17 protein-coding genes are annotated in these 25,163 nt (G+C 72.0%); 7 read left to right on the plus strand and 10 right to left on the minus strand.

Annotated elements, in window-relative coordinates:
- Nucleotides 1–22 precede the first annotated feature (22 nt).
- From QFZ82_RS10420 to QFZ82_RS10440, 5 genes are all read left to right on the plus strand, one after another.
- Nucleotides 23–694 (plus strand): DUF3000 domain-containing protein, encoded by a 672-nt coding sequence (locus QFZ82_RS10420; protein WP_307712893.1) that lies wholly within the window; start codon nt 23–25, stop codon nt 692–694.
- 264 nt (nt 695–958) lie between these two features.
- Nucleotides 959–1,621 carry a response regulator transcription factor gene (locus QFZ82_RS10425; protein WP_177151815.1) on the plus strand — a complete coding sequence of 221 codons (663 nt, stop codon included), beginning with the start codon at nt 959–961 and terminating at the stop codon, nt 1,619–1,621.
- 79 nt (nt 1,622–1,700) lie between these two features.
- A complete protein-coding gene (locus QFZ82_RS10430) occupies nt 1,701–2,987 on the plus strand; it encodes a ribonuclease D (RefSeq protein ID WP_307712894.1) in 1,287 nt (428 codons plus the stop codon).
- 580 nt (nt 2,988–3,567) lie between these two features.
- Nucleotides 3,568–4,794: an acetyl-CoA C-acyltransferase gene (locus QFZ82_RS10435; protein WP_307712895.1), complete on the plus strand. Its 1,227-nt coding sequence runs from the start codon at nt 3,568–3,570 to the stop codon at nt 4,792–4,794.
- The gene (locus tag QFZ82_RS10440; protein WP_307712896.1) at nt 4,791–6,920 is read left to right on the plus strand and encodes a 3-hydroxyacyl-CoA dehydrogenase NAD-binding domain-containing protein; all 2,130 of its coding nucleotides are present in this window, start codon (nt 4,791–4,793) and stop codon (nt 6,918–6,920) included. The genes QFZ82_RS10435 and QFZ82_RS10440 overlap by 4 nt, the downstream gene beginning before the upstream one ends.
- A 68-nt stretch (nt 6,921–6,988) precedes the next feature.
- Here QFZ82_RS10440 and QFZ82_RS10445 read toward each other — a convergent pair whose 3' ends face one another.
- From QFZ82_RS10445 to galU, 7 genes are all read right to left on the minus strand, one after another.
- Nucleotides 6,989–8,962, minus strand: coding sequence for a PIG-L family deacetylase (locus QFZ82_RS10445; RefSeq protein WP_307712897.1), 1,974 nt, complete (start codon nt 8,960–8,962; stop codon nt 6,989–6,991).
- Entirely contained in the window at nt 8,959–11,055 is a 2,097-nt protein-coding gene (locus QFZ82_RS10450; protein WP_307712898.1) for a glycosyltransferase family 4 protein, read from the minus strand. The genes QFZ82_RS10445 and QFZ82_RS10450 overlap by 4 nt, the downstream gene beginning before the upstream one ends.
- Nucleotides 11,052–12,815, minus strand: a complete 1,764-nt coding sequence (locus QFZ82_RS10455; RefSeq protein ID WP_307712899.1) for a stealth family protein — start codon at nt 12,813–12,815, stop codon at nt 11,052–11,054. The genes QFZ82_RS10450 and QFZ82_RS10455 overlap by 4 nt, the downstream gene beginning before the upstream one ends.
- Nucleotides 12,812–14,434 (minus strand): sugar phosphotransferase, encoded by a 1,623-nt coding sequence (locus QFZ82_RS10460; protein WP_307712900.1) that lies wholly within the window; start codon nt 14,432–14,434, stop codon nt 12,812–12,814. Before QFZ82_RS10460 ends, QFZ82_RS10455 begins: the two co-directional genes overlap by 4 nt.
- 15 nt (nt 14,435–14,449) lie before the next feature.
- Nucleotides 14,450–16,069 carry a stealth family protein gene (locus QFZ82_RS10465; RefSeq protein WP_373429266.1) on the minus strand — a complete coding sequence of 540 codons (1,620 nt, stop codon included), beginning with the start codon at nt 16,067–16,069 and terminating at the stop codon, nt 14,450–14,452.
- Nucleotides 16,070–16,264: 195 nt separating this feature from the next.
- Complete coding sequence (locus tag QFZ82_RS10470) at nt 16,265–17,983, minus strand: PIG-L family deacetylase (protein ID WP_307712901.1); 1,719 nt, start codon at nt 17,981–17,983, stop codon at nt 16,265–16,267.
- Between the two features lie 169 nt (nt 17,984–18,152).
- Complete coding sequence (gene galU / locus QFZ82_RS10475) at nt 18,153–19,073, minus strand: UTP--glucose-1-phosphate uridylyltransferase GalU (RefSeq protein WP_373429267.1); 921 nt, start codon at nt 19,071–19,073, stop codon at nt 18,153–18,155.
- Nucleotides 19,074–19,273: 200 nt separating this feature from the next.
- Between galU and QFZ82_RS10480 the strand changes: the two genes are divergently transcribed.
- A complete protein-coding gene (locus tag QFZ82_RS10480; protein WP_307712903.1) occupies nt 19,274–20,374 on the plus strand; it encodes an LCP family protein in 1,101 nt (366 codons plus the stop codon).
- A 36-nt stretch (nt 20,375–20,410) separates the two neighbouring features.
- A complete protein-coding gene (locus QFZ82_RS10485) occupies nt 20,411–20,794 on the plus strand; it encodes an NTP pyrophosphohydrolase (RefSeq protein WP_307712904.1) in 384 nt (127 codons plus the stop codon).
- Nucleotides 20,795–20,838: 44 nt separating this feature from the next.
- On the opposite strand, the gene QFZ82_RS10490 is transcribed toward QFZ82_RS10485, so the two are convergent.
- The 3 genes from QFZ82_RS10490 to dxs all read right to left on the minus strand — a co-directional run bounded on the left by QFZ82_RS10490 (nt 20,839) and on the right by dxs (nt 25,079).
- A complete protein-coding gene (locus tag QFZ82_RS10490; protein WP_307712905.1) occupies nt 20,839–21,225 on the minus strand; it encodes a hypothetical protein in 387 nt (128 codons plus the stop codon).
- A gap of 285 nt (nt 21,226–21,510) precedes the next feature.
- Nucleotides 21,511–23,022, minus strand: coding sequence for an amino acid permease (locus QFZ82_RS10495; protein ID WP_307712906.1), 1,512 nt, complete (start codon nt 23,020–23,022; stop codon nt 21,511–21,513).
- A 149-nt stretch (nt 23,023–23,171) separates the two neighbouring features.
- Complete coding sequence (dxs, locus tag QFZ82_RS10500; protein ID WP_307717687.1) at nt 23,172–25,079, minus strand: 1-deoxy-D-xylulose-5-phosphate synthase; 1,908 nt, start codon at nt 25,077–25,079, stop codon at nt 23,172–23,174.
- Nucleotides 25,080–25,163 lie beyond the last annotated feature (84 nt).

Genomic DNA, 25,163 nt, shown 5'->3' on the forward strand with positions numbered 1-25,163 from the left:
CGTTCCGCCTACTCTTCCCCGCATGGCTGCGGCTCAGGGACATTTTTCCGATCATTCCAACGGCGTCGATGCGCCGGAAAGCACGGAGCAGGGCGGGGTGCCGCGCGCGTTCCGCCAGGCGGTCGAGGCCTTGCGGTCCGCCCGGCTGCGGGCGGAGATCGAGATCGATCCGACCCGGCCGCCGCAGAAGCTCGCCCCGCACGCCTACGCCCTGGAAGCCGCGGTCGTCGACGGCGAGGACGATCTCGCGGACGGCCGGCTCGTCCTGCTCCACGATCCCGCGGGCCACGAGGCCTGGCACGGCACGTTCCGTCTCGTCACGCTGGTGCGGGCGGAGCTGGAACCGGAGATGGCCGCCGACCCGCTGCTGCCGGAGGTCTGCTGGTCCTGGCTGACGGGCGCGCTGGAGGCCCGCGGGCTGGCGTACGGGGAGCCGAGCGGCACCGTCACCCGCGCGGGGTCTCACTATTTCGGTGGACTCGCCGACCGCCGTCCCGCGACCCAGATCGAGATCCGTGCGTCGTGGACTCCGCAGGAGGGGGCGGGGGGCGTCCCGGACACCGCCACGCACCTCGCCGCCTGGTGCGATCTCCTCTGCCAGGTCGCCGGACTGCCCCCGTCGCCGGCCGGTGCCGCCGACGGCACGACGGGTGTGGTGAGCCTTCCGCAGCGACGAGGACCGCAGCAGCCCTGAGGAGCGGAACGGCTCGTCCGCGGGACACTGGCGCGGGCCGTGCGACGCGCTGCCCCGCTCGTGCACGGGCGGGCGCACGTGCACGTGCTCGCTCGTAGGATGATCGATCGCCTGTCCGAATTGTCCTGATAATTACTCACCAAATCGTGATCATTCCCTAAAGGCGGACGGGTTTGATGCCGAAGAGGTCAATGACCTAACTGCACGGTTCGCCCCGGCTTCTTCCCCGAGCCGGCTCCGTCCCGCACCTTTCCAGGAGGCCTGGTGTCCGTTCTTCTCGAGCAGCCCGCAAGCCTGGTCGCCTACCGCCCCAACAAGCCGACGGCCATGGTCGTCGTGGCCGACCCGCGCGTCCGTTCCACCGTCACCCGCCACCTGTGGGCGCTCGGAGTCCGTGACGTGATCGAGGCGTCGTCCATCGCGGAGGCCCGTCCCCGCGTCGGCAACCCCCGCGACATCTGCGTTGCCGACGTTCACCTGCCCGACGGTTCCGGGCTGACCCTCTTGTCCGAGACGCGTGCCGCGGGCTGGCCGAACGGCCTCGCGCTGTCCGCCGCCGACGACATCGGCGCCGTGCGCAACGCCCTCGCCGGAGGCGTCAAGGGCTACGTGGTCACCGGTACGCGCACCAATATCGGACACCCCGCCCGACCCGGCGCCGCCCCCATCGGCTCCGCGGCCGGCCGCATGCACCGCCGCCCCCCGGGTGCCCCGAGCCACCCGGGCGGCTACCGCGAGCTGTCCGGCCGCGAGGTCGAGGTCCTGCGCCTGGTGGCGGAGGGCCAGTCCAACAAGGCGATCGGCGTCTCGATGGGCCTGTCCGCGCTGACCGTCAAGAGCCACCTCGCCCGTATCGCCCGCAAGCTGGGCACGGGCGACAGGGCCGGCATGGTGGCGGTGGCCCTGCGGACCGGCATCATCCACTGAAACTCTCGACACTTCCTCCGCGCCCGTCGACGGAACGTTCCGTCGACGGGCGCGATCCGTTCACAGATACCCTTGACACGTGACCGACGCCCAAGAGACCGCAGCGCAGACATCACTGCGAACCACCGGGGGCGCTCCTCCGGACGACGGCGTACCCGCCGACGGGCTGCCGATCCCCCTGCTGGAGCCCCGTGACGGCATCCCGCCGGTGGTCGCCGACGAGGATGCGCTCGCCGAGGTGATCGCGGCCTTCGCCGCGGGCACCGGCCCCGTGGCCGTCGACGCGGAACGCGCCTCCGGCTACCGCTACGGCCAGCGTGCCTACCTCGTGCAGCTGCGCCGCGAAGGCGCGGGCACCGCGCTCGTCGACCCGGTGGGCTGCCCCGATCTGTCCGGGCTCGGCGAGGCCCTCGCCGACGCCGAATGGATCCTGCACGCCGCCACCCAGGACCTGCCCTGCCTGCGCGAAATAGGCATGGTGCCGACGCGGCTGTTCGACACCGAGCTGGCCGGCCGCCTCGCGGGTTTCCCGCGCGTCGGGCTCGGCGCGATGGTGGAGGGCGTCCTCGGCTACGCGCTGGAGAAGGGCCACTCCGCGGTCGACTGGTCCACCCGTCCGCTGCCCGAGCCGTGGCTGCGTTACGCCGCGCTCGACGTGGAGCTGCTGGTCGACCTGCGCGACGCGCTGGAGAAGGAGCTGGAGCGCCAGGGGAAGCTGGAGTGGGCGGTCCAGGAGTTCGCCGCGATCGCCGCGGCCCCGCCGGCGCCGCCGCGGAAGGACCCGTGGCGGCGGACGTCGGGCATGCACAAGGTGCGCCGGCGCCGTCAGATGGCGGTCGTACGGGAACTGTGGACGGCCCGCGACAAGATCGCGCAGCGGCGTGACGTGTCGCCCGGCAAGGTGCTCGGCGACGCGGCGATCGTGGAGGCGGCGCTCGCGCTGCCGGCCAACCTGCACGCCCTGACGGCGCTGCCCGGTTTCGGGCACCGGATGGGACGGCGTCAGCTGGAGCAGTGGCAGGCGGCCGTCGACCGGGCGAAGGCTCTGCCCGACTCCGAGCTCCCGCAGCCCGGTCAGCCGGTGGCGGGCCCGCCGCCGCCCCGCGCCTGGGCCGACAAGGACCCCGCGGCGGCGGCCCGGCTGTCGGCCGCCCGTGCGGCGGTGTCGGCGCTGGCCGAGGAACTGAACGTGCCCCAGGAGAACCTGATCACCCCGGACACGGTGCGCAGGGTCTGCTGGGAACCGCCCTCGCCGGTCACGCCGGACTCGGTCGCGGAGACGCTGGGCTCGCTGGGCGCGAGGCAATGGCAGATCGAACTGGTGGCCCCCCTCCTGTCGGCTGCACTGGTCGCGGGCCCGGCGTAACGCCACGCGGGGCCTGTCCCAGGGCCCCCGGGCGGGCCGGGCGCACGCGGCCTCGGCCGGGCCGGGTGTCGGATACTCCCGCCGGGCGGGCGAAACGGTGCCCGCCCGGCGCTGCGGCGCCACAGCGTGCCGCTCACCCCGCCGAACCCTGTCCGTCCCTCAGGGCCACGGTGCCCTTCCTCGGCCACAGCGATCCGGCCCCTGCGCCCATCGGGCGGTGAGTCGCCGCCCCCGGGGGCGGCTCGGCCGAAGCGCCGTCGGCGACAGGGGCACGGCGTCTGCCGCGCGAGAGCCTTTGGCAGAGCGGCCCCCGGCCGGGCGCCATCTCCTCTGTCGCGCCGCGGCCGCCCCTCCGGGCGCGGCCCCCGCCCCGCCGGAGCACCGCCCATCACGCCGCGTCCCGAACCCGCGATCCCCACCGGGGCGAGCCCGCCGACACCACCCTGACGTGTGACCTTCACCGCCCCGCCCCCGGGGGACTGGGCAGCATGGTTACCCACAAGTAGCATGAGAGAAGCAAGCGCACGCTCAGGCGTGTGCGCCGCAGCAGTGCAACCCCGCACCCTGGAGGAGAGCCATCGTGCCTCGTACCGTCAGGGACGTCGTCTTCGTCGACGGCGTCCGCACCCCGTTCGGCAAGGCGGGCCCGAAGGGCATCTACCACGAGACCCGCGCCGACGATCTCGTCGTGAAGGCCATCCGGGAGCTGCTGCGGCGCAACCCGGCCCTTGACCCGAAGAAGATCGACGAAGTCGCCATCGCGGCGACCACGCAGATCGGTGACCAGGGCCTGACCCTCGGCCGCACCGCGGGCATCCTCGCCGGGCTGCCGCAGTCCGTGCCGGGCTACTCCATCGACCGCATGTGCGCCGGTGCGCTCACCGCCGTGACGAGCGTCGCCGGCTCCATCGCCTTCGGTGCGTACGACGCCGTCATCGCCGGCGGTGTCGAGCACATGGGGCGTCACCCCATGGGCGAGGGCGTCGACCCGAACCCGCGCTTCGTCAGCGAGAAGCTCGTCGACGAGTCGGCCCTCTTCATGGGCATGACCGCGGAGAACCTGCACGACCGCTACCCTCACATCACCAAGCAGCGCGCCGACGAGTACGCCGTGCGTTCGCAGGAGAAGGCCGCCAAGGCGTACGCCGACGGCAAGATCCAGCAGGACCTCGTGCCGGTCTCGGTCCGCCGTACCAACCCCGAGGCCGGCGAGACCGGCTGGGGCCTGGTCACCGCCGACGAGCCGATGCGCCCGGGGACGACCCTGGAGAGCCTGGCCGGTCTGAAGACGCCGTTCCGCGTCCACGGCCGCGTCACCGCCGGCAACGCCGCGGGCCTCAACGACGGCGCCACCGCGTCGATCATCGCCTCCGAGGACTTCGCCCGCGAGAACAACCTCCCGGTCAAGATGCGCCTCGTCTCGTACGCCTTCGCCGGCGTCGAGCCGGAGGTCATGGGCTACGGCCCGATCCCGGCGACCGAGAAGGCCCTCGCCAAGGCGGGCCTCACGATCGAGGACATCAACCTCTTCGAGATCAACGAGGCGTTCGCCGTCCAGGTCCTGGCCTTCCTGGACCACTACGGCATCGCCGACGACGACGCGCGCGTCAACCAGTACGGCGGCGCCATCGCCTTCGGCCACCCGCTGGCCTCCTCCGGCGTGCGTCTGATGACGCAGCTGGCCCGCCAGTTCGAGGAGCAGCCGGAGGTCCGCTACGGCCTGACCACCATGTGCGTCGGCTTCGGCATGGGCGCCACGGTCATCTGGGAGAACCCGCACCACAAGGACGCCGGAGGCAACAAGTGAGCACCACCACTGAGCTCCTGAAGGGCGCGGCCGAGCTGTTCCCGGACGAGGTCGTCACGCAGGCGCACGTGCGGCACCTCGACCTCCCCGCGGGCGCCGGGCGCTTCGCGCTCATCACGCTGGACAACGGCCTGGACCACACCAAGCCGACCACCTTCGGACCGCAGTCGCTCGCCAACCTCAACGCGGCGATCGACCAGGTCGAGAAGGAGGCCGCCGAGGGCGCGATCGTCGGTGCCGGTGTCACCGGCAAGCCGTTCATCTTCGCCGTCGGCGCCGACCTCAAGGGCGTCGAGCTGCTCAAGCAGCACTCGGACGCGCTCGCCATCGGCAAGGGCGGCCACGACGTCTTCAAGCGCCTCGCGGGCCTCGCCGTGCCGACCTTCGCGTACTACAACGGCGCGGCCATGGGCGGCGGCGTAGAGGTCGGTCTGCACTGCACGTACCGCACCGTCTCCAAGGCGATCCCGGCGTTCTCGCTGCCCGAGGTCTTCCTCGGTCTCGTCCCGGGCTGGGGCGGCTGCACGATCCTGCCGAACCTGATCGGCGCGGACCGCGCGGTCTCGGTCATCATCGAGAACTCGCTCAACCAGAACAAGCAGCTCAAGGGCGCGCAGGTCTTCGAGCTCGGCATCGCCGACGCGATCTTCGAGGGCGCCGACTTCCTGGAGCAGTCCCTGCTGTGGACCGCCAAGGTCCTCACCGGTGAGATCGCGGTCGAGCGCGCCGACGTCGACCGCGGCGAGGGCTGGGACCAGGCCGTCGCCCGTGGCCGCTTCATCGCGGACTCCAAGGTGCACGGCGCCGCGCCCGCCGCCTACCGCGCCCTCGACATCATCGAGGCCGCCAAGGACGGCGACCTGCAGAAGGGCTTCGACGCCGAGGACACCGCGCTCGCCGACCTGATCATGGGCGGCGAACTGCGCTCCGGCATCTACGCCTTCAACCTGGTCCAGAAGCGCGGCAAGCGCCCGGCCGGCGCCCCCGACAAGAGCCTGGCCCGCCCGGTCACCAAGGTCGGCGTCGTCGGCGCCGGTCTGATGGCCTCTCAGCTCGCGCTGCTGTTCCTGCGCCGCCTAGAGGTGCCGGTCGTGCTGACCGACATCGACCAGGAGCGCGTCGACAAGGGTGTGGGCTACGTCCACGCCGAGATCGAGAAGCTGCTCGGCAAGGGCCGCATCAACCAGGACAAGGCCAACCGCCTCAAGGCCCTGGTGACCGGTGTGCTCGACAAGGCCGAGGGCTTCGCGGACGCGGACTTCGTCATCGAGGCCGTGTTCGAGGAGATGTCCGTCAAGCAGAAGGTGTTCGCGGAGGTCGAGGCGGTCGCCCCGGCGCACGCGATCCTCGCCACCAACACCTCCTCGCTGTCGGTCAGCGAGATGGCCTCCAAGCTCAAGCACCCCGAGCGCGTGGTCGGCTTCCACTTCTTCAACCCGGTCGCGGTCCTGCCGCTGCTGGAGATCGTCCGCGGCGAGAAGACGGACGACGCGTCGCTCGCCACCGCGTTCGGTGTCGCGAAGAAGCTGAAGAAGACCGCGGTTCTCACCAAGGACGCCCCGGCGTTCGTCGTGAACCGCATCCTGACCCGCTTCATGGGCGAGATCCAGAACGTCATCGACGAGGGCACCCCGGTCGCCACCGCCGAGAAGGCCGTCGAGCCGCTCGGTCTGCCGATGTCGCCGCTGGTCCTGCTGGAGCTGGTCGGCCCGGCCATCGGTCTGCACGTCTCCGAGACCCTCAACCGGTCCTTCCCGGACCGCTTCAAGGTCTCCCCCAACCTGAAGGCGGTCGTCGAGGCCGGCAAGCGCGGCTTCTACGTCTACGACTCCGGCAAGCCGGAGCTGGACCCGGAGGTCGCCGCCCTCCTGAAGCAGGGCGACACCGTCCTGACCGAGGAGCAGGTGCGTGCCCGCGTCCTGGACGCGGTGGCGCAGGAGATCGGCCTGATGCTGGACGAGGGTGTCGTGGCCGAGGCGCAGGACATCGACCTGTGCCTGATCACGGGCGCCGGCTGGCCCTTCCACCTGGGCGGCATCACGCCGTACCTGGACCGTGAGGGCGTCTCGGAGCGCGTGAACGGCAAGCGGTTCCTGGCGCAGGGCGTCGCCAGCGTCCCCGCGTAAGGGGTCACCGACAGACGAACGGGCCGTACGGACGTATCCGTACGGCCCGTTCGCGTGTCCGGGGGCCGTCACACGATGCGGACCGGTCCCAGGGGGCTGCCGGTCTCCGGCGTGAGCTGGCGGTGGACGTGGAGTCTGCCGTCCGTTCCGACGGCGGTGATCACGAGGGCGCCGGCCGCGTCGAGCGCCATGGCCGGGGCGTGCGTGAGCATGTCGCCGCGTTCGCGCCAGTGCGCTCCGGCAACGTCCTTGTCGCGGACCGGCAGGGAGACGACGAGCCGGCCGCGGGATCCGCGGTGCGCCAGGTACGCCTCGCGGGCGCCGCGTTCGGGCGCCCACAGGGCGGCGACCGCGCCGGTGCCGGCGTGTCCGCCGCAGCCCGCTCCGGCCCCGGGCCAGCGCCCGTTCTCATGCTGGCGGTAGGCCATCACCTGGCCGGTGGCGGCCTCGCGGAAGTAGAGACAGGTACGGTTGCCGCCGGAGTTGACGGCGGTGATCCCGCCCGAGGCGACCTTGCCCGTGGTCAGGGTGTCGTCGCGGACGAAGGGTGCGCCCATGTCGGCCTGGTGGTAGCGGTGCACGGAGCCCTTCCCGGGAACGTAGAGCTCGACGGCCCCCAGGTCGTTGAGTATCGCCGTGCCGGCGTCCTGGACGAAGGAGCCGCCGAGGTCCTCCCACGGCCCCCAGCCGCCGTGATCGTCCTGGCGGCGCATGCTGATGCCCTGGCTGAAGTTGCGGACGAAGACGTGGAGCCGGCCGGCGCCGTCGACCGCGGCCGACGGCACACCCGTCTCGCGCTGGAACCGCGGGTCCGTGTGGTGCCAGTCCGGGTTCTCCAGGCTCTCCCAGTCGTAGAACCCGCCGCCCTCCGGCTCCTGCGTCGTGTGGACGAGATCGACGCTCACCTCGCCACCGGGCATCTCCCGGCGGCGCAGGGCCACGAGGTGGGCCGGCCCGCCCGGTTCCCCGGCCACCGCCAGGGTGGGCGCGATCCATCCGTCGCCGAGCGTGAACGGGCCCTGCCATTCCCCCGTCGCCGGGCCGGTCTCCGTCCAGAGCGCCAGCCGGCCCCCGAGGACGGCGAAGGCGTTGAGCCGGCCGCCGGGGCCGAGCCGCAGCCAGTCCGTGGTGGGCGAGTAGCGGTAGGCGGCGCTGCGCATGTGGGTGCTGCGGTAGGGGTTGGGGCCGAGCTGGCGGTCGCCGCACGCGTCGCAGGTGCCCTGCGGGCACGCGGTGGTGGCGTCCAGTCCCGCGTAGGTCGCGAGGTAGGCGGCCTTCTCCTCGACGGCGCCCACGTCCAGGTTGTAGCCCCAGAACCGGTTGGCGTACGCCCTGAAGTGCTCGACGACGGGCGGGGCGGGGGCCGTCTCCCGGTGGCGGGCGAGGGCCGCGAGCGCGAACCGCGCGGTGGCGGTGTGGTCGAGGTGGTCGGACAGGACGAACCCCTCTTTGCCGCCGTCGTGTTCGGGGTCGGGGTCCATGGTGCGCACGGTGGTCGGCCCGATGTGTGCGAGCAGCGACACGAGTCCGCCGACGACCTGCTCGCGGGAGACGTGCTGCACCTCGGCGACGGTCGAGCCGCGGACCGGCAGGGTGGCCTGGGTGCGGATCTGCCCGGCCCACAGGTCGGTGATGCGGGTGCGGGTGCCCTGGGGAGTCGGTGCGCCCATGTGCAGCTGGCAGAAGAACATCTGCACGTTCTCGCGCGCCGTCAGAGTGAAGCGTTCGACGGCGAACCCGGGGACGATCTCGACGGGCTCGCGGCGCCACGGGCTGGTCCGGTCGCCGGTCGCCATCCGGGCGTAGGCGGAGCGCAGTCCGCAGCCGCGGGCGGTGCTGTAACCGGCGAAGTCGGGCTGGACGGAGCGGCGCTGGGGATTGTCGGTGTCGACGTTGATCCCGTCGCCCTCGCCGGCGGTGAGCACCACGGTGGTGATGCGGTCGCCGTCCTGGAGGGCGCGCACCAGGTCGGGGTTCATGAAGTACAGGTCGTCGTCCTGGTGGGCGACGATGTGCAGGATCGAGCGCGGTTCTCGGTTCATCGGTCCACCACATTCATGGCCATGGCTCCAGAGGCTGAGCAGTACGGACGGACCCGTACGGGACGGGAGGGGTGCACGACGACGAAGCGCGACAGCTCGTCGGCCACCGGGACGGCGGGGTAGGCGTAGGCGCCCTTGACGTCGGGGAAGTCCTCGACGAGGTGGCAGACGCGCACCTTGCGGCGGTCGGCGGGGCTGGGCTGCAGCCACCAGTCCCAGTCCTCCCAGCGCTCCAGCCGGTCGTCGACGACCTGGCGGAGCGGCACCTCCGCGCGGAAGGTGCGCTCGTCGGTGGCGTGGGCGGGTACGGAGATCTCGGCGCGGTGGTGGCCGCGGCGCACGAGCACGAAGCGGGCGCCCGGGAGGACGGCACGCTCGGCGCACAGGACGCCGCGGACGCTGATGGCGTCGTCCGTGACGTCGACCGCGGTGCACTCCACGTGCTGGGCCCGGTGGACGGTGCGCAGCATGAGCTTGCCGCCCTGCTGGGCGTACGGGAGGTTCCAGACGACCGGTGCGCCGGCGGGCGAGGCGAGGAGCCGGGCCCGGGCGGCCATGAGGGCCCGGGTGTCGCGTATCCCGGCCTTCATGTGGACGGCCTCGCCCTTGGCGGACACCATCATGACGCGCCAGCGGCCGTCCCCGAGTTCCTCGAGGGCGGAGGGGGTGAGCGCGGCCGTGTAGCGCGTGCCGCCGGACGGCAGAGGTCTGCGGGTGGTGCGCAACGGCATGTCGGGCAGGCGCCGGCCGCCGGTGGGGTTCTGGCGCAGCTCGAGGTTCCAGCGGTGCTTGCCGTCGTCGGGGCCGTCGGCGGTGAACCGCAGCCAGCCGGCGTCGTCGGCGACGGTGTGCACCACCGCGGTGCGCACGGTGGCGGGCGGGGCGTCGCTGCCCGGCCCACGGCCCGGTGCCTTGACCGACGGCCTGCGGTACTTGGGCTCGGCCGCGGCGCGGCGCTCGGCGGCCGACTCGAAGAGTTCGGTGTAGCGGTCGGCGACGACTCCGGGGTCGTAGCGGGCGGAGTTGCGCAGGGCGGCCGTGCCCATGGCGCGCCTCAGCGCGTCGTCGGCCATCAGCCGGTGCAGCGCGGCGGCGACGGCTTCGGTGTCGCCGTTGGGGACGAGGATGCCGTCCTCGCCGTCCCGCAGGATCTCCCGGGGGCCGACGGGGCAGTCCGTGGACACCACGGGCAGCCCGCAGCGCATGGCCTCGACAAGGGTCATGCCGAACGATTCGGCGCTGGAGGTCACGGCGGCGATGGAGCCCTTGGCCCACTCCGACTCGATCGGCGAGAAGCTGCCCATGAGCAACGCCCGTCCTGCCAGGCCGAGTTCGGTGACCAGAGCGCGCAGCTTGGCCGCCTCGTTGCCGTCGCCGTAGATGCGCAGCTGCCAGTCCGGGAAGTCGTCCGCGACCCGGGCGAAGGCGCGGATCAGCAGGTCGTACCGCTTGATGTGGTGCATGCGGCCGGCGCTGACGACGACCTTGCGGCTGCTGTCGGACGGCGTGACGACGGGCTGCGGCACGCTGTTGGGGATGCCGACGACGGGCACGCCCGCGATGGGCGTGTGCTCCATGAAGGAGCGGGCGTCGGCGTCGGTGACCGTGGTCACGGCGTCCAGCCGGGGATAGACCCGGGCCATCTCCTCGCGCACGGCGGGCGGGATGGCGAGGTGGGTCATGTGTTCCTGCGCGACGCGCAGGGCCCCGTCCCGGGTGAAGCGGGCGACGAAGAGGTTGAGGCTGGGCCGGGTGCCGACGACCACGTCCGCGTCGGTCTTCTTCAGGTGGCCGATGACGCGTTCGTCGGAGAGCTTGCTGTACTGCGCGTAGAACTCCTCCTGGCGCGGGACGACGCCGGTCGGCTCGTCGAGGCCGGCCGCGCCCCGGTCGGCGCCGCTGCCCGCGCGCAGGTCGACCAGCGCACGGACGGTGACCTGCGGGGAGATCTCGAACTTGGGGGCGGCCGCGCGGCGGAACACCGAGACGATCTCCACCTCGTGACAAGCGGACAGCGCCTCGGCGAGGTTGATCACGGTCCGGTTGGTGCCGCCGATGCCGTAGATGTTGTTGATCAGGAAGGAGACCTTCATCGTTCCTGGGGCTCCTTCAGCTCGAAGGCACTGGGGATGGGGTAGTACGCCTGCAGGAACCGGCTGAGCATGCGCGACTGCCGGTCGGTGTCCCGCCCGTCGGAGACGGTGTCGTTGATGCAGAAGGCCTGCCGGTCGCGGCGGGCCAGCAGGATGCCGAGGCGCCGCTCGATCTCGGGCCGGGCCAGGTCCAGGTACGCGAACTCGATGTCGGAGGGCACGGCCCGGCCGGTGAAGTACGCGTAGTAGTGGTACAGCGACGAGGGGATGGAGATGTCGGTGGCGCTGCGGAACCGGCTGAGCATGGTGGCCCGGTGCTGTTCGGCGAACTCGCGCTCGATCTCGAAGAGCACGCTGCGGCGCAGCGGGTAGGGCGCGTGCCGCATCTTCTGCACGATCGTCGAGCCGAAGCTCGCCTCCAGGATCCTGCGGTTGTTCTTTCCGGCCGCGTCCACCGGTCGGTCGCCGAGGGAGAGTTCCCACTGCGGGACCTGGGAGGGCGACAGGAAGACCCGTGTCATGCCGTTGGACAGGAAGAAGTCCTGGGGGGTGACGGGCCTGCCCAGGAACATGTCGTCGTTGAAGTAGAGGAACTGCTCCGAGAGGCCGTCGATGTGGTGCAGCCGGCTCTCGATGGCGTGCGAGTTGTAGGTGGGCAGCGCGCCGGCGTCGTCGAAGATCTCGGTGTGGTCGACGACCCGGATACGCGGATGGCGGGGGTCGAGCCAGTGCGGCCGCTGCCGGTCGGTGACCAGGTAGATCCGGCGCACCCAGGGCGCGTGCTGTTCCAGTGCACGCAGCGAGTAGCGCAGTTCGTCCCGGCTGATGTAGCGGGCGGCGTTGGCCGATTCGGCGTGGTAGCCGCCTTCGCCGTACCGGCTCCGCCGCTCCTGCCACGCCGGGTCGTTGCCGTCCACCCACGTGTAGACGACGTCCACGGGGAAGCGGACGTCCTCGGGCAGGGGGACGGAGCAGGGCACGATGGTGCGGACCGCGCGGGTCCGCCGGGTGTGCAGTGCCGCGAAGCCGGTGAGCCGGCTGACGGGGACGAGGACGCGGGGCGCGTCCGCGGCGACGTACTCGGTGGTCCGGTTGGGGCGCGGGGCGACGAGCCGGTCGTCCTCGGGCCGCCAGAACTCGATGTCGCAGCCGTACTCGAGGCCCAGGGACAGCGAGCCGCCCGGGTCGCGCCAGACCATGCCGACGCGTACGGCGGACGCCTCGGCGACCGTCGCGCGGCCGCGGCGCGAGCCGCCGAGGGCGGCGCGCCCGTGGGCGTCGGGGCCCTCGCACCGGGCCACGTACAGCGGCGTGGACCGGCCGGCGGCGGCGACGGCCTCGCCGACCCGTGCCCGGTCGGCCGCGGACACGGCGAGGCAGGTGCGGAACTCGGAGGTGCCGCGCACCGCGAAGTGGTCGACTCCCGCCGCTTCGAGGGCCGAGACGACCAGTTCGAGGTTGGCCTCCCGCAGCCCGAGCGGGGACGCGGTGGGGCGTACGAGCGCGATCTGCGAGCCGCGGTCGACCAGCGCGGCCAGCCGCTCCCCCTGGGCGAACAGGTGCGGCCAGCGGCGGCGGGCCCGGACGGCGCGCAGGGCGCGGGACAGGCCGATGCCGAGCTGGATGCGGCGCAGCAGCCGCTTGACGAGGGAGCGCAGGCCCCTGGGCACGCGGCGTGCGATCGTGCGGCGCAGGGACGCCGGGAGCAGGGCGCGGTAGGCGCCGACGGCCGAGGACGCCTCGGGGTTGAGCGCGGTCATCGGCTTCCGTCCTCGCCGGCGTCCATGTCGGCCGGGTGCTCGAAGGGGCTCTCGACCGGGAAGTAGCGCCGTAGGAACTCGACCACGGCGGCGGTGCCGCCGCGGCTGCGCGCCTCGGCCGTGGCGAGCCCGAACAGCTGGAACTGCTGGGCGTCCCTGCGCACCAGGAGCCGGTCGAGCCAGCGCTGCAGGCCGGGCATGGCGGCGTGCAGGCCGAGGGTGGCCGCGCCGGAGGGGTCGGCGTAGCCGGAGCAGTGGGCGGCGTGGTGGACGAGTCCGTCGAGCGGGTGGGTGCCGGTCAGCTGGGGCGCCGTCTGGGTGTCGACGAGGTACTCGGTCCAGTCGTAGCCGTCGGCGATCGCGCGCAGGACGGTGAGGTTGTACGGCTGGACGCCGCAGGCGAATCCGTGGGCGACGGCCCGGGTGGTGAAGGCGTATGCGGTCCTGGTCCACGGCGCGGCGGCCTCCTGTGCCGTCCAGGGTCCGCGCCGCGGGCGCGTGCCGCCGAGGGGGGTGAAGAAGTCGAAGGGACGGACCGGCCGGGCGAGAACCGCGCCTGGGCGCAGCAGCAGGAAGTGCTCGGCGAGGCCGGGCAGTTCGTGCAGCTGTGCCTCCGCCTCCCGTCCCGCGCCGACGACGGTCAGCCAGTCCCCGGACCGCACCCACTGCGGCAGGGGGGCGAGCGCGACGAGGTGGACGGCGTCGAGCCACGGGGCGTACTGGTGCAGCGAGCGCAGGGTGGCCCGCAGCAGCTCCTCGGCCCATGCCCCGGTGTGCTGCCAGAGGACGACGGCGTCGACGGGGAAGGTGACCTCCTCGACCCGCACGATGTCGAAGCCTTCGGGGACCCGGGTCGCCGCACCCGCGGCGGCGAGGTCGGCGTATCCGGTCAGCCGGTGGTGGTCGATCCCGACCGTCGCGGTCCCGGCGGGGACCACGCGCTGGACGCGGTTGGGGCGCGGCCCGACGAGCCGGGGGGCCGCGAGATCGGTGTTGAGGGTCCAGAACTCGATCTCGACGCCCTGGTCCTCGCCGATCAGCAGGGACCTGGTCGGTTCGGTGCGCAGCCACATGACCCGGATGACGCGGGCCTTGGCGAAGTGCTTCCACGCCTTGAGATGGCTGCCGGGGATCAGGATCCCTGCGTTGTCGGCCGGGGAGACCGAGCAGAGGTAGCCCGTCTGCTCCTCCAGCAGCGCCCGCAGCACGCGCCGTACGGCGGCCTTGTGCTCCTTCGGCACGGCGAGCGCCGTGCGCCGGTCGTCCAGCGGGGGCACCGAGAACCACGGGATGCCGGCGACGTCGAACGCGGCGGTGACCAGGTCGTGGTCGAGCCGGCGCGCGCGGTCCGCGGTGAGCTGCGCGTGGATGTGGGCGACGCGCCCGTCGTCAGTCAGCGTCCGTCCCTCGGGCCGGGCGGCGAACCGGGCGTCCCTGACCTGCTTGAGGCTGCGGCGGTGCAGCCGCGACTCGCGGCTCGCCAGGGTGCGGGCGAGACGGGACTTGACCCTGCGGCGCACACGCGGCGGTACGCGGCTGGCCGCGAGGGCCCGGATGGGCTGCGGGACGACCTTCTGGTAGACGCCCGCGGCGGAGCTCATCGACCCCGGTTCAGACATGGCGTGGGCTCCTGTTCATCTCTCGTACGGGCTCGGGGTCGGGAAGTACGCGTTGAGGAATCCGTCGAGGACCTCCTGCTGCGCCTGAAGGTCCTCCGGTGTGGAGAAGGCGTCGTTGAGGCAGAACGAGTCCTGGTTGCGGCCCTCCAGCAGCCGCTTGAGGCGGTCCTCGAGGTCCGGTACGGCCAGCTGGAGATAGGTGAAGGGCATCGAGCCCGGCTGGGCGCGCCCGGTGAGCGCCGCGTAGTAGAGCGCGAAGGAGGAGGTGGGCGACAGGTCCGTCATGGCCCGGAAGCGGCTGGCGGAGGTGCGGGCCCAGGCTTCGGGGAAGTCGGCCTCCGCCTCGTACATGGCGCTGCGGCGCAGGGCGTAGGGGATGTGCTCCATGGGCTGGGTGATCACGCGGCCGAAACGGCTCAGCAGCAGCGCCCGGTTGTTCTTGCACGCGGCGTCGACGGGGGTGTCGGTCGCCACGACGGGGCCCTGCGGGATGCGGTTGCGGGAGGGGAAGTAGCGGGCGGTGCCGGTGGGCGTGAAGAACGCGTGCGGCGCGATGGGCCGGCCGATGAACATGTCGTCGTTGAAGTACAGGAAGTGTTCGGCGAGCCCGTCGATGTGGTGCAACTGGCTCTCGATGGAGTGCGAGTTGAACGTCGGCAGGTCGGCCGGGTTGCGGAAGATCTCGCGGTGGCTGACGACGCGGATGCCGGGCACGTCCTCGCGCAGCCAGGCCGGGACCTGGTCGTCGGTGACGACGTAGACCGTGCGGATCCAGGGCGCGAAGAGGTGCAGCGAACGGATCGAGTACCGCAGTTCGTCGCGGCTGATGAAGCGCGCGTCGCTGGCCGATTCCGCGTGGTAGGCCTCGCCCTTGGCGGTGGCCTTGCGCTGCTGCCAGGCCGGGTCCTGGCCGTCGACCCAGGTGTAGACGGCGTCGACGGGGAAGGAGATGTCCTCGACGGAGGGCACGAGGAACTCGGGCCGGGTCAGGAGGGCGGGCGCGTCCTCGGCGGGGGTGTGGTCGGAGACGAAGCGGCTGAACAGCCTGCCGGCACCGCCGACGTCGGTGCTGTCGGCCGCGACCGACCAGGTGACCCGGTTGGCCCGGGGCGCGACGAGGCTGCCGCCCTGCCGGCCCCAGAACTCGATCGTGCCGCCGTACTCGTGGCCGAGGACCAGATGTCCGCCGGGGTCGGTCTGGAGCCAGCTCAGCCGGACGGCCACGGCGGTGCGGATGTCGCGCCACGCCCGTGGGTCCTTGCTGGGGACGGGGCGGCCGGCCGCGGCGGGCTCCGGAGGGAACACGGTGATGTGGCCGGGGTACGCCGACATGTAGCGGAAGATCCCGCCCAGCACCCGGTCGCGGTCGTCCTCGGCGACGGCCACGACAGTGCCGTGGTCGGAGGTGCCGCGGACCGCGAAGTACGGGACGCCGACGTGTTCGAGCAGTTCCGCGACGGCCGCACGGTTCATCTCCCGGGCGGCGAGCGGACGCGCGGACGGGTACACGTACGCCTCGTCGTCGGCCTCGCCGACCCGCATCCTGGGCGGCGGCGGCAGCCGGTCGTGCCCGTCCGCGTCCGTGACCCGACCGCTCCCCGCCCCCGCGTGTGCCACATGCCCAGACATGGTCATGAGCCCCTCCGTGCAAAGGTGTCGTCGACTCGCGCCCACCGCCGGACAGCCGGACGACGCCGCGAGTGAAGAAGAATGACGATCAATCGACAAATACGGGCCGCGTGTGTTCCGCTCCGCGGAACCCGCGCCCCTCGTCGGCGGCGGCCCCCTGCCGCCCCCGACGTGAACCCCTCCCCAGGAACCCCCCTCGTGTCAGACGGTCACCCACCCACCGAGCAGCAGACCTGGCGCCGTGGTGTCCTGGCGCGCCACCCGCAGGCGGCCGTCCGGGTCCAGCGACGCGACGACCAGCCGGCCGTACGCGTCGACGGCTGCGGCCGGTTCGCGGACCCCCTGTCCGCCCGTCCGCTCCCACCACAGGTCCGAGGGTTCGTGTTCCGTCGGATACGCGGCGATCGCCGTCTCGCCCTCGGGAGCGCGCTGGAGCAGCACCGTGCAGTCGTATCCGTCGATCGCCGCCCGGGCGAGGGTGACGCCCGCTCCCCCGGCGCCGCCGATCCGTGTCGCGGCGCCGTCCGTGCGCAGCGCCCAGAGCGCGCCGTCACGGGCGTCCGAGCCGTACACCGTGACGCGGCCGCCGCCGGTCGGCTGGGCCGTGAGCGGCGAGCCGGGCACCGGCAGCAGCGGCAGCGAATGCGGGCTGCGGACCAGGCCGTCCCCGTCGGGGGCGCGGTGCCAGCGCAGCACTCCCTCGTCCGACGGGGCGAAGACCTCGGGTCCGCCCTGGTCGTCGAGCACGGCGGCGAGACCGTCGGTCACGCCCGAGCCCTGCCGGTCGGTCCAGCCGCCCCAGGATCCGTCCTTGGCCTGCGAGCGGGAGCTGACGCCCCGTCCGAAGTTGCGGGCGAAGAGGTGCGGGCAGCCGTCGGCGTCCACGACGACGGCCGGAACGCCCACTTCACGGCTCTTCACGGGGTGGCTGCCGTTGGGATTGCCGAGGGACCGCCACGGGGCGGCGGGCCGGCCGCTCTGGTACTGCACCGCGTGCATGACCTCGACCAGGGCTCCCCCGGCCGGGTCCGGCGTCCGGCGCAGCGAGACGAGATGGACCCAGCCCTCGGGGCTCTGGGCCACGGAGAGGACCGGCAGGAGGGACGGCGTGTCGGGCGACCGCCACTCGGTCCAGCCGGGACCGCCCGGCCTCTCCTCGGTCCAGCGCACGATGCCGCCGCCCACGGCGGCGTAGGCGGCGAGCCGCCCGTCGGTGCCGCGGGTGAGCCAGACACGGCGGCCCGGGTACCGGTTCACCGCGGGGCCGGGGGCCCCGGGCTCGTCGCAGGGCGCGGCGGCACGGAAGCACTCGACGACGAGCCCGGCGGTCTCCGGCCTGTCGGCGCGCAGCCGTACGGCTTCGAGGACGGCCTCGGCGACGGCCGTGTGCTCGGGGTGATCGGCGTAGGTGGCGACCTCTGCGTCCCAGGCGATGTGTTCGGGGTCGGGGTCGGTGGTGCGGAGCACCGCCGCAGGGAAACGCTCCAGCAGCGCGGCGGCGAGGCGGGCCCGTTCCTGCTCGGCGCCACGGGCGAGGCGGCCGGCCGCGTCGACGAAGCAGACCTCGGTGCGGGATGCCGGGGAGAGGGTGTGGATGTCCAGGGGCGTGCCGTCCGGCAGCCGTTCTCCACGGCGGCTCCAGCCCGCGCCGGCGCACAGCGCGTCGAGCAGAGCGGCGCGGCCCGCGGCGTCACCGGCCGCGAGGCAGACCACGGTCAGCGGGCGGCCCGGCTCGCTGAGGGCGGGCCCGGCCTCGGCCCCGGTGAGGAACAGTACGTCGGCAGGGTGGGCGACGACGTGGAGGACACCGCCCCGCCCGCCGACCCCTTGGGCGCTGTGCCCGGCGACGGTACGACGGGGCGCGGCCTTGCGCCGACCCCGGCCCGCCGGCCGGCGCTCTTCCCTAGTGGCCCGCCCCACCTGCCCGCTCCCTGACTCGCTATTCACAGGACCATCACATTACACACATCCGGACGCCCCTTTCCGTTGAGCAGGAAACTATTTCTGTGCGGTATCCGACACCCCGGTGAGGCCCGGAGGCCCGGAGGCCCGGAGGCCCGGAGGCCCGGAGGCCCGGAGGCCCGGAGACTCAGAGCTCCTCGCGGACCCAGGCCCGCAGCCACGCCCGGAATCCGGGGCCGAGGTCCTCGTGCTCACAGGCGAGCCGGACGATGGCCCGCAGGTAGTCCCCGCGGTCGCCGGTGTCGTACCGCCGACCCGTGAAGAGCACCCCATGGACCGGACCGCCCAACTCCGGACGGATCGCCAGCTCCTGGAGCGCGTCGGTCAGCTGGATCTCGCCGCCGCGCCCCGGAGGCGTACGGCGCAGGACCTCGAAGACCGCCGGGTCGAGGACATAGCGCCCGATAACGGCGTAGCGGCTGGGCGCCTCGCCGGGCGCCGGCTTCTCCAACAGGCCGGTGACGCGCACGACATCGCCGTCGGCCGTGGCCTCCACGGCCGCGCAGCCGTAGAGGTGGATCTGCTCGGGGGCGACCTCCATGAGCGCGACGACACTGCCGCCCAGCGCCTCGCGGACCTCGATCATCCGGGCGAGCAGCGGGTCGCGGGGGTCTATCAGATCGTCCCCGAGCAGCACCGCGAACGGCTCGTCGCCCACATGGGCGGCGGCCGAGAGGACCGCGTGCCCCAGCCCTCGCGGGTCGCCCTGGCGCACGTAGTGCACGGTGGCGAGGTCCGCCGACTCGCGGACCATCGACAGCCGTTCACCGTCGCCCTTGCGGCGGAGCGCGTGCTCCAGCTCGTAGTTGCGGTCGAAGTGGTCCTCCAGCGCCCGCTTGTTGCGGCCCGTCACCAACAGCACGTCACCGAGACCCGCGGCCACGGCCTCCTCGACCACGTACTGGATGGCCGGCTTGTCGACGACGGGCAGCATCTCCTTGGGCGTCGCCTTGGTGGCGGGCAGGAACCTGGTGCCCAGGCCCGCGGCGGGGATGACGGCCTTGGCCACTCCGGGGCGTGCTTCAGTCACGAAAATGTCCTGCTCCATGTACGAGTTGTGCGGTGTGCGGCGACACCGTGGAGGCAATGTGCCCATCTGGTGAACCCGAAGAATGTAACCGGGACCACGAGGAGTCGAAAATCTGTCTATAGTGCATGGTCAGCCACCTGTATTCCGTGGACCGGCACCCCCCACCCGAGTCCCCACCTCCCGCTGCGGCGGGCTTTTGAGCAGAGGACTCGAGGAGCATGACCGACACCGTCACGACACCGGGTGCGCGCCGGAGCCGGCGCGCCGACGCAGGCGGGGACGGAGGACGCCGGCGCCGCGCCGGACGCGGCCGGCGGCTGCGCAGAACGATCGGCCTGGTCCTGCTCGTTCTGCTGCTCGCGGCCGGTGGCACGGCCTGGTGGCTCTACAGCAGCCTCGACGGGAACATCAAGGCCGTCGACCTGAACCAGGCGATCGGTGACGACCGGCCGCAGAAACTCCCGACCACCGGCCGGAACCTGCTCGTTCTGGGTTCGGACTCGCGCGCCGGCAGCAACTCCGGCCTCGCGGGCGGCAATCCCGGCGGAGCCCGGTCCGACACGGCGCTCATGATCCACATACCGGAGGGCCGGTCCAGCGCCGTCGCGGTCAGCATCCCGCGGGACACGCTGGTCACCCGGCCCGAGTGCCTCGATACCGACGGCTCCACCCTGCCGTCCCGGCAGCGCGTGATGTTCAACTCGGTCTACTCATTGGCCGGTCCCGCCTGTGTCGTCAAAACCGTCGAGAAGATGTCCGGCGTGCGCATGGACCACTACCTGGAGATCGACTTCGCCGGGTTCAAGGACCTGGTCGACGCGATAGGCGGCGTCACCGTCGAGGTGGACGAGCCCATCCGCGACACGTCGAGCGGTCTCGACCTCGGCGCCGGTTCCCACCGGCTGGACGGCACCGAGTCGCTGGCCTTCGTACGGACCCGGCACGGCGTCGGGGACGGCAGCGACCTCGGCCGCATCGGGCTGCAGCAGCAGTTCCTGGTCGCCCTGCTCAGCGAGGTCAAGAAGCAGGATCTGCTGGGCAGCCCGAGCAAGACGTACACGATCGCCGACGCCGCCACCAAGTCGCTGACGACCGACTCCGAGCTGGCCTCCCTCACCGCGCTGGCCGACTTCGCCCGCAGCATGAAGGGCGTCGACCCGGCCTCCATGGAGACGCTCATGCTGCCGGTGCGGTACGACACCCAGGACCCGAACCGCGTCGTCGCCGCGGAGCCCCAGGCCACCGAGCTGTGGAAGGCGATACGCAACGACACCGCCATCCCGGAGTCGGCCAAGAAGTCCCCCGCACACGGCGGCTGACGCTCTCTCTCGGTCACGGCGTGCGAGGCTGAGGCGATGGAGACCCTTCTCGTCGTGGACGGCGCCAATGTCGTCGGCTCGGTTCCGGACCGGTGGTGGCAGGACCGGCGCGGAGCCGCCGAACGGCTGCGCGACTCGCTGGCGGCCCCCGGCGGGCAGTCGGCCGTGGAGGGTCCGGTCGAGGTCGTCCTGGTCGTCGAGGGGGCCGCGCGGGGCGTCGCGTCGGTTCCGGGGGTCCGGGTCGAGTCCGCTTCCGGGAGCGGTGACGACCTGATCGCCGAAATTGCGGCCACGGCGGCAGCCGCCGGCCGGGCCTGCGTGGTGGTCACGGCCGACCGCGGCCTGAGGGCACGCGTGGCGGCAGCCGGAGCCGACTGCGCCGGCCCCCGCTCGGTGCGCCGGCGGGCCGGTCCCCCCTAGGAGTTGCACCGAGTCCCTGCCCTGACCCGGGCAACACCAACAGGTCAGTGCACGAGATAGAGGGTGAGGGCTCCACCCGACTCAGAGATGCTGGCGACGTGAGCATGGCCACGGGCAGTGGCGTACGCGCCGGTGCCGCCGGTGATGGCGAGATCGAAGTCGCTGGGCGGGGCGCCGGCAGGGGTGGTCTGCAGGTGCTGCCACGTCACCTGCCCCCGGGGAAGGCTGAAAGTGCCTGTGCAGTGAGTGGTTCGCGCTGCCACTCGGGTGCACACTGCTCCCTCGGTGCCGTAGCTGACACCTCCGCGAAAGAGGTTAGCGGTGATGATGATCTGATCACCGATCCCGCGTCCAGGTGTCCCGTTGTCGACCACCGTGGTTCCTGTGCCCGTAGACGTCAGGCTGATGACTTCCTTGCGCTTGACGTCCATGCCCCAGTCCAGGGGGTGCGGCTCATGGGACGCAGAGGCGGAACCGGCGAGAGTCGCAAGCGACAACGCCGTTGCTGCCACCACGCTCCACTTCGAAATGGATTGCATTCTTCCTCGCCTGATGGACGCGGGCTCTTTGGGTGCGCCCAAGAATTCTCATCGTGCGATGGAGCGTCAATTCTCAAACTCATCGAAAGCGCCTGGTTCATCCGTCCGGCGGCACTCCTGGGACGCGCTCCGGCCCCGCACACCCGGAGGCGTACGGGGCCGGAACCGGCGGTGCCGTCAGAATTTGGCGTCGGGTCCGAGCCGCCCGAGACGGCTGCGGGACCGTCCGTAGAGGAAGTACACGACGATGCCGACGGCCATCCAGATGCCGAACCGGATCCAGGTCTCGGTCGGCAGGTTGAGCATGAGCCAGAGCGAGGCCGCGATCGACAGGATCGGGATCAGCGGCACCCACGGGGTACGGAAGGCTCGGTGCAGATCGGGCCGGGTGCGGCGCAGGATGATGACGCCGAGCGCCACGACGACGAAGGCGAAGAGCGTTCCGATGTTCACCAGTTCCGCGAGATTCTCGAGGCTGGTGAAGCCCGCGATGACGGCGATCACCACACCGAGCAGAAGGGTCGCCCGGTAGGGGGTGCGGTACTTCGGGTGGGTGATGGAGAAGAAGCGCGGCAGCAGCCCGTCACGGCTCATCGCGAAGAACACCCGGGTCTGGCCGAGCAGCAGGATCATGGAGACGGTGATGAGGCCGACGGCCGCGCCGAGGCTGATCGCACCCGCGAAGAAGGGCTGGCCCACGGACTTGAAGGCGTCGGCGAGCGGGGCCGTCGGCGACATCTCCCTGTAGAACTGCATGCCGGTGACCACCAGCGTCACGGCCACGTAGAGCACCGTGCAGATGAACAGCGAGCCGAGGATGCCGCGCGGCATGTCCCGCTGGGGGTTCCTCGTCTCCTCGGCGGCGGTGGCCACGACGTCGAAGCCGATGAAGGCGAAGAAGACGAGGGAGGCCGCGGTGAAGATGCCCATGACGCCGAAGTTGGTGGGCTCGTAGCCGAAGAGCACCTGGATCAGTGGCGCGTGGAGGCCGCCGCCGGCGGGCTGCGGCTCGGCCGGGGGAACGAACGGGGAGTAGTTGTCGGCCTTGATGAAGAACAGGCCCGCGACGATGACCATGAGCACGACGGTGACCTTGACGGCGACCACGATCGCGGTGATCCGGGCCGAGAGTTTCGTCCCGGCGACCAGGATGGCGGTCAGCGCCAGGACGAGCAGGAAGGCCAACAGGTCGAAGGAGCCTCCTTCGTCCGGCCCGGACAGAGCGACGGGCATGTCCCAGCCGAGGTTGGTGGACATGAGGCTGCGTACGTAGCCGGACCAGCCGACCGCCACCACCGCCGTGCCGAGAGCGAATTCGAGGACGAGGTCCCATCCGATGATCCAGGCGGGCAGTTCCCCGATCGAGGCGTAGGAGAAGGTGTACGCCGAGCCGGCCACCGGCACGGTGGACGCGAACTCGGCGTAGCAGAGCGCCGCGAGGGCACAGACGACGCCCGCGGCCACGAAGGAGAGTGCGGTGGCGGGTCCCGCGTTGTTGCGGGCCGCGATGCCGGTGAGGACGAAGATGCCCGTGCCGATGATGACGCCGACACCGAAAATCGTGAGGTCCCATGCGGACAGGCTCTTCTTCAGCGCATGCTCGGGCTCCTCGGTGTCGCGGATGGACTGCTCCACAGTCTTCGTGCGGAACACCCCGGTGCTCTGGGGGCGCTTCTGCTCTGTGCTCACCGGCGTACCTCCGTAGCCATGGCCGTATACCCATGATCGAGAGGGGCGCGGGACCGCGCCCGCCCTCGCAGTGCGTTTCACACGAAAGGGCCGGGCGGAAACCCCTGAGGGTGCTCCGTCCGGCCCAACGTGTGCGCAGATGGGTGAGCTCAGTCGCGGGCGGGCTCGACCGCCTCGCTGTCGATCCGGCCGTCCAGCCTGGAGACGAGTCCGGTGACCTGGCGGGCGATGTCGGGCGCGGTCAGCCCGATCTCCGCGAGGACCTCCTTGCGGGAGGCGTGGTCGAGGAAGCGCGGCGGGATGCCGAAGTCGCGCAGCGGTACGTCGACGCCCGCGTCCCGCAGGGCCTGGGACACCGCGGAGCCGACACCGCCGACGCGGCTGTTGTCCTCGACGGTGACCACGACGCGGTGCCGCTCGGCGAGCGGGGCGAGCGCCTCGTCGACGGGCTTGACCCAGCGGGGGTCGACGACCGTGGTGGAGATGCCCTGTGCGTCGAGCAGGTCGGCGATCTCCAGGCACATGGGGGCGAGCGCCCCGACGGAGACCAGCAGCACGTCCGGCCGCTCGCTGTCCGCGTACCGCAGGACGTCCATGCCGCCGGCGGTGCCGACGGCCTTCACGGCCGGGCCGACGGCGCCCTTGGAGAAGCGGACCACGGTCGGTGCGTCGTCGACCTCGACGGCCTCGCGCAGCTGGGCGCGGACCTGGTCGGCGTCGCGGGGGGCGGCGATCCGCAGGCCGGGGACGACCTGGAGGATCGACATGTCCCACATGCCGTTGTGGGAGGCGCCGTCGGTGCCGGTGACGCCGGCCCGGTCCAGGACGAACGTGACGCCGCACTTGTGCAGGGCCACGTCCATGAGGACCTGGTCGAAGGCGCGGTTCAGGAACGTCGCGTAGACGGCGAAGACGGGGTGCAGGCCGCCGGTGGCGAGGCCCGCCGCGGACACGGCGCCGTGCTGCTCGGCGATGCCGACGTCGTAGACCCGGTCGGGGAAGGCCTTGGCGAATTTGTCGAGGCCGACCGGCTGCAGCATCGCCGCCGTGATGGCCACGATGTCCTCGCGCTCCTTGCCGAGCTTGACCATCTCCTCGCCGAAGACCGAGGTCCAGTCGAGGCCCGAGCTGGAGATGGGCAGACCGGTGTCGGGGTGGATCTTGCCCACGGCGTGGAAGCGGTCGGCCTCGTCCGCGAGGGCGGGCTGGTAGCCGCGGCCCTTCTCGGTGAGGCAGTGCACGATGACCGGCCCGCCGAAGCGCTTGGCGCGGGCGAGAGCGGACTCCAGGGCCTCGATGTCGTGGCCGTCGATGGGGCCGACGTACTTCAGGCCGAGGTCCTCGAACATGCCCTGCGGGGCGATGAAGTCCTTCAGGCCCTTCTTGGCGCCGTGCAGCGTCTCGTAGAGCGGCTTGCCGACGACCGGGGTGCGCTCCAGGATGTCCTTGCCGCGGGCGAGGAAGCGCTCGTAGCCGTCGGTGGTGCGCAGGGTGGCCAGGTGGTCGGCGAGGCCACCGATGGTGGGGGCGTAGGAGCGCTCGTTGTCGTTGACGACGATGACGAGCGGGCGGTCCTTGGCCGCGGCGATGTTGTTCAGCGCCTCCCAGGCCATGCCGCCGGTGAGCGCGCCGTCGCCGATGACGGCGACCACGTGGTCGTCCTTCTTCAGGACCTGGTTGGCCTTGGCGAGTCCGTCGGCCCAGCCGAGAACGGTGGAGGCGTGCGAGTTCTCGATGATGTCGTGCTCGGACTCCGCCTGCGAGGGGTAGCCGGACAGGCCGCCCTTCATCTTCAGCTTCGAGAAGTCCTGGCGGCCGGTCAGCAGCTTGTGCACATAGCTCTGGTGACCGGTGTCCCAGAGGACCTTGTCCTTGGGGGATTCGAAGACACGGTGGAGCGCGATCGTCAGCTCGACCACACCCAGGTTGGGGCCGAGGTGGCCGCCGGTCTTGGAGACGGCGTCCACCAGGAAGGTCCGGATTTCTGCGGCCAGCTGCTCCAACTGCTCCGGGCCGAGCCGGTCCAGGTCGCGCGGTCCCTTGATACGGGAAAGCAGACCCCACCCGTCGCCCACCACCACCCGTGTAGGGCGCGCTTCGCGCGGCTGCGTCACTCTGCCTCCTTGCTTCGAGCTGATCGA

This window comes from Streptomyces sp. V4I23 (genome assembly GCF_030817975.1).
Classification (GTDB): domain Bacteria; phylum Actinomycetota; class Actinomycetes; order Streptomycetales; family Streptomycetaceae; genus Streptomyces.

Coding starts and splice junctions, on each gene's coding strand:
- QFZ82_RS10420 (WP_307712893.1), top strand. CDS start 23: ATGGCTGCGGCTCAGGGACATTTTTCCGATCATTCCAACGGCGTCGAT.
- QFZ82_RS10445 (WP_307712897.1), bottom strand. CDS start 8,962: ATGAACCGAGAACCGCGCTCGATCCTGCACATCGTCGCCCACCAGGAC.
- QFZ82_RS10450 (WP_307712898.1), bottom strand. CDS start 11,055: ATGAAGGTCTCCTTCCTGATCAACAACATCTACGGCATCGGCGGCACC.
- QFZ82_RS10455 (WP_307712899.1), bottom strand. CDS start 12,815: ATGACCGCGCTCAACCCCGAGGCGTCCTCGGCCGTCGGCGCCTACCGC.
- QFZ82_RS10460 (WP_307712900.1), bottom strand. CDS start 14,434: ATGTCTGAACCGGGGTCGATGAGCTCCGCCGCGGGCGTCTACCAGAAG.
- QFZ82_RS10465 (WP_373429266.1), bottom strand. CDS start 16,069: ATGACCATGTCTGGGCATGTGGCACACGCGGGGGCGGGGAGCGGTCGG.
- galU (WP_373429267.1), bottom strand. CDS start 19,073: ATGGAGCAGGACATTTTCGTGACTGAAGCACGCCCCGGAGTGGCCAAG.
- QFZ82_RS10480 (WP_307712903.1), top strand. CDS start 19,274: ATGACCGACACCGTCACGACACCGGGTGCGCGCCGGAGCCGGCGCGCC.
- QFZ82_RS10485 (WP_307712904.1), top strand. CDS start 20,411: ATGGAGACCCTTCTCGTCGTGGACGGCGCCAATGTCGTCGGCTCGGTT.
- QFZ82_RS10490 (WP_307712905.1), bottom strand. CDS start 21,225: ATGGACGTCAAGCGCAAGGAAGTCATCAGCCTGACGTCTACGGGCACA.